At 47.1% G+C, this 4240-nt stretch carries 5 protein-coding genes; all 5 read left to right on the top strand.

Going from position 1 to position 4240, the window contains the following annotated elements; translation table 11 throughout:
• On the top strand, positions 1-1125 hold a 1125-nt coding region (locus C1T29_RS10800; RefSeq protein ID WP_208945692.1), incomplete at its 5' end, for an EF-P 5-aminopentanol modification-associated protein YfmH.
• A gap of 87 nt (positions 1126-1212) precedes the next feature.
• Entirely contained in the window at positions 1213-1944 is a 732-nt protein-coding gene (locus C1T29_RS10805; protein ID WP_025811429.1) for an elongation factor P 5-aminopentanone reductase, read from the top strand.
• 70 nt (positions 1945-2014) lie between these two features.
• A complete protein-coding gene (locus C1T29_RS10810; RefSeq protein WP_020451452.1) occupies positions 2015-2272 on the top strand; it encodes a DUF3243 domain-containing protein in 258 nt (85 codons plus the stop codon).
• A 246-nt stretch (positions 2273-2518) separates the two neighbouring features.
• Positions 2519-3310 carry a YmfK family protein gene (locus tag C1T29_RS10815; protein WP_003181917.1) on the top strand — a complete coding sequence of 264 codons (792 nt, stop codon included), beginning with the start codon at positions 2519-2521 and terminating at the stop codon, positions 3308-3310.
• A gap of 17 nt (positions 3311-3327) precedes the next feature.
• On the top strand, positions 3328-4230 hold the full coding sequence (locus tag C1T29_RS10820; RefSeq protein WP_025811432.1) for a helix-turn-helix domain-containing protein: 903 nt from the start codon (positions 3328-3330) through the stop codon (positions 4228-4230).
• Positions 4231-4240 lie beyond the last annotated feature (10 nt).

Consider the following 4240-nt stretch of genomic DNA (forward strand, 5'->3'; position numbering starts at 1 on the left):
GGAAAAGAAGAAATGGTCCGTGTGCCTGACGGAATCGCACACTTTTTGGAGCATAAGCTCTTCGAAAAAGAAGACGGCGATGTTTTTCAGCAATTCAGCAGGCAGGGAGCTTCGGCAAATGCGTTTACCTCCTTTACCAGAACGGCCTACCTGTTTTCGAGCACGTCCAACGTGGAAGAAAACTTGGAAACGCTCGTCGATTTTGTGCAGGACCCTTACTTTACGGAAAAAACGGTTGAGAAGGAAAAAGGCATCATCGGACAGGAAATCAACATGTATGACGACAACCCAGACTGGCGTCTGTTTTTCGGCTTGATCGAAAACATGTACCAGGAGCATCCTGTCCGGATTGATATCGCAGGCACGATCGAAAGCATCTCGCATATTACAAAAGACCTTTTGTACGAATGCTATGAGACGTTCTATCACCCGAGCAATATGCTGCTGTTTGTCGTTGGTCCGGTCGATCCCGAAGCGATCATCCGCCAGGTCCGCGAAAACCAGCAGAAAAAGCCGTATACAGACCAGCCTGAAATCGTTCGCAAAGAAGTTAAAGAGCCTGGAGCCGTATTCAAAAAAGAACAGGAAATTAAAATGAATGTTCAAAGCTCAAAATGCCTCGTCGGTTTAAAAAGCGCTCATCCGATGAATACGGGAGAAGCCCTGCTGAAGCATGAGCTGACCATCAACCTCATTCTCGAGTGCCTGTTCGGCAAAAGCTCCAGCGATTATGAAAGAATTTATGAAAAAGGATATATCGATGAGACATTCAGCTATGACTATACTGAAGAACACGGATTTGGTTTCGTCTCTGTCGGCGGCGATACGCCTGAGCCCGACAAGCTTGCCGAGGAGCTGAAACAAGTGCTGTTCAAGGCGATAGAAACGATCACAGCCGAAAAGCTGGAGCTGGCTAGAAAGAAAAAAATCGGCAATTTCTTAAAATCGATGAATTCGCCTGAGTATATCGCCAACCAGTTTACACGGTACGCTTTTCTGGAGACGAGTCTGTTTGATATCGTCACTGTACTCGAATCGATTACGCTTGAGGACGTTCACCGCGTCATTCAGGAAGAAATCGAAGAAGACAGAATCACCGTCTGCAAAGTCGTTCCAAAATCATAAAGCAAGGTCTGAAAGTTCAGCGTGTCAGGAGATTTTCCGATGCACGCTGAACCTTTCTTCTTTTGAACGGAAAGGTGGAAACATAGTATGACAAAACTCGCTCTTATCACCGGTGCAAGCGGCGGAATCGGGCAAAGCATCAGCGAAAAGCTGGCGCAAAACGGGTATGATCTTCTCCTCCATTACCATACAAATGAGCAGGCAGCCGCAGCACTTGCAGAAAGGCTGTCACATACATACGGCATTCACGCCGAAATCATTCACGGCGACCTATCCGACCCCGGCGGCGCAAAAGCCGTTTCCGCTTCCATCGGCGGGCGGGCGCTTGACGGCATCGTCTTAAACAGCGGTCAAAGCTTTCGCGGGCTTGTGACAGACATGACTGATGAGGCTGTGCAGGACATGGTGCAGCTCCATGTCTCAAGCCCGTTTCTGTTGACGAGGAATCTGCTGCCGGCGATGATCAGGAAAAAATCCGGTGCAATTGTAGCCGTCAGCTCCATTTGGGGTGAAACAGGGGCGTCGTGCGAAGTTTTATACAGCATGACAAAAGGCGCGCAAAATGTGTTTGTCAAAGCCCTCGCAAAAGAGCTTGCGCCAAGCCGCATCAGAGTCAACGCCGTTTCTCCGGGCGCTGTGAAAACAAGGATGATGGGCTCGTTTTCAAAAGAGGAAGAAGAGATGATCGCCGATGAGATTCCGATGGGAAGGCTTGCCGAAGCCGAAGAGGTTGCGGACGCCGTGCTGTTTCTGCTCTCGGCTAAGGCATCTTATATCACGGGTCAAATTTTGTCAGTTAATGGCGGCTGGCATTGTTAAAAACATGTATAGTTTGCGGTCCCCCAGAGAATAATAAGGCTGTAACTTCAAGAGAATGGAGGGGCCTGATATGTCCGTACTGGATAATTGGGATCAGTGGAAAAACTTTTTGGGCGACCGTTTGAACTATGCCCAAGAAAGAGGAATGTCAAACGAAACCATCTCAGATCTCGCATATGAGATCGGCGATTATTTGGCCGGTGAGGTTGATTCAAAAAACCATCAAGAACGAGTGCTCGCGGACCTTTGGAGCGTGGCTTCCGAAGAAGAGCAGCGCGCCATTGCGAATGTGATGGTTAAGCTTGTTGAAAACAACGGCTCGCATTAAGGAGAGAGTGTGTTCACTCTCTCTTTTTTATAGGCGCGGCTTTGTCAGCGGCACCGCTTTTGTGTTTTCTTTCCGCCCCGATAGGGTAAACATCATCCAGACGCCGTTACAGCAGGTTTTTCCCGATTATGGGAAACGGACGTTTTTCTTATTTAATCACAACATTCTGCTTTCTAATTGAGACAAAATGCTTTATGATAAAGGAAGGTAAATTTTTGCCACGATGATGGGTAGGGAGGTTATCATTTGGCAAAGCTCGAATGGTACTTAGAATATGAAATACAAGTCAACCGTCCCGGACTTCTGGGAGATATATCCTCTTTATTGGGGATGCTTTCAATTAATATTGTGACCATTAACGGCGTCGATACTCAAAGAAGAGGCCTCTTGTTAAAATGCCGTCATATAGATCAGATTAAGCGACTGGAATCGATTCTGAACACGATGGATACGATTAAAGTGACGAAGCTCCGCGAGCCGAAGCTTCGCGACCGTCTCGCTGTAAGGCACGGCCGCTATATCCAGCGGGATGCAGACGATAAAAAAACGTTCCGGTTTGAACGCGACGAGCTTGGCTTGCTTGTCGATTTTATGGCTGAGCTGTTTAAAAAAGACGGGCACAAGCTGATCGGGATCAGGGGAATGCCCCGCGTCGGCAAGACGGAATCAATTGTCGCTTCAAGTGTCTGTGCAAGCAAAAGGTGGCTTTTTGTTTCTTCGACACTGCTGAAGCAAACGATCAGAAGCCAGCTGATTGCCGATGAGTACAGTCCGGAGAATGTTTTCATTTTGGACGGCATTGTGTCGACGAGAAGAGGATCTGAACGCCATTTGCAGCTCGTCAGTGAGATCATGCGGCTGCCGGCGACCAAAGTTGTCGAGCATCCGGACATTTTCGTGCAAAATACGGAATATACGATGGACGATTTTGATTACATCATCGAATTGCGTAACAGCCCCGATGAGGTGATTACATATGAACATGCTGAAGAACCGCAGATGTTTGACCATTCAGGTTTTTCCGGCTTTGATTTTTAAAATGGAAGGTGTTTGTTGTGACTGAACTAGGAAATCGGCTGAAAGAAGCCAGAGAGGAAAAAGGGATGTCATTGGACGATCTTCAGGCGGCCACAAAGATCCAAAAAAGGTATTTAACGGCCCTTGAAGAAGGAAACTATGATATCATTCCGGGAAAATTTTATGTGCGGGCTTTTATCAAGCAGTACGCCGAAGCTGTCGGCCTCGACTCGGAGCTCTTGTTTGAAGAGTTTAAAAAAGATATCCCTAATTCTTACAATGATGAGGTTTCTGAGAAGCTTTCTTCAATCAAGCCGCAGAGAGAGCTGCCCAAGTCTGCCTCAAAAGCGCTTGAACTTTTGCCTACCCTGCTTGTGGCAGCCGGCGTTATCGTTGTGATCGCGATCATTTACGTCATCGTTCAGGCTGTAAACGGCGGAGGCAACCAGCAGGCTGAAGAGCCTAAGACAGAGGAATCGCAAAGCAAGTATGACGTCTCAAAAGATTCCCCGCTGACAAAGGGAAATCAACAGAACACGGATGCGCAGAAAGACAGCGCTGAAGGCGACAAAGAAAAAAAGGATCAGCAGTTTGATGAGAACGACAAGCTGACCATGAAAGCGACCGCAAGCGAAGGCTCTTCCACAACTTATGAAGTATCAGGATCCGACAAGCTGGAGCTTGAAGTAAAGGCAAACGCAAACTCATGGGTCAGGGTGCGCGACGAGAAAGGAAGCTCCCTTAAAGAAGGAATGATGAAAAAAGGAGAAACCTTTCAAAAGAATATTACCGATCAATCGCAAATTGATTTGCGGATCGGATATGCGCCGGGCGTTGAAATTAAAATCAACGGAGAAGTTCTTTCTTACAAGCTCGATCCTAAGACTGTGATGACACAAAACATAACGATTCAAAATAAAAAGGAGGAAAAGTCATCTTAATTGCACAGAT

Source organism: Bacillus sp. MBGLi79 (assembly GCF_002953915.1).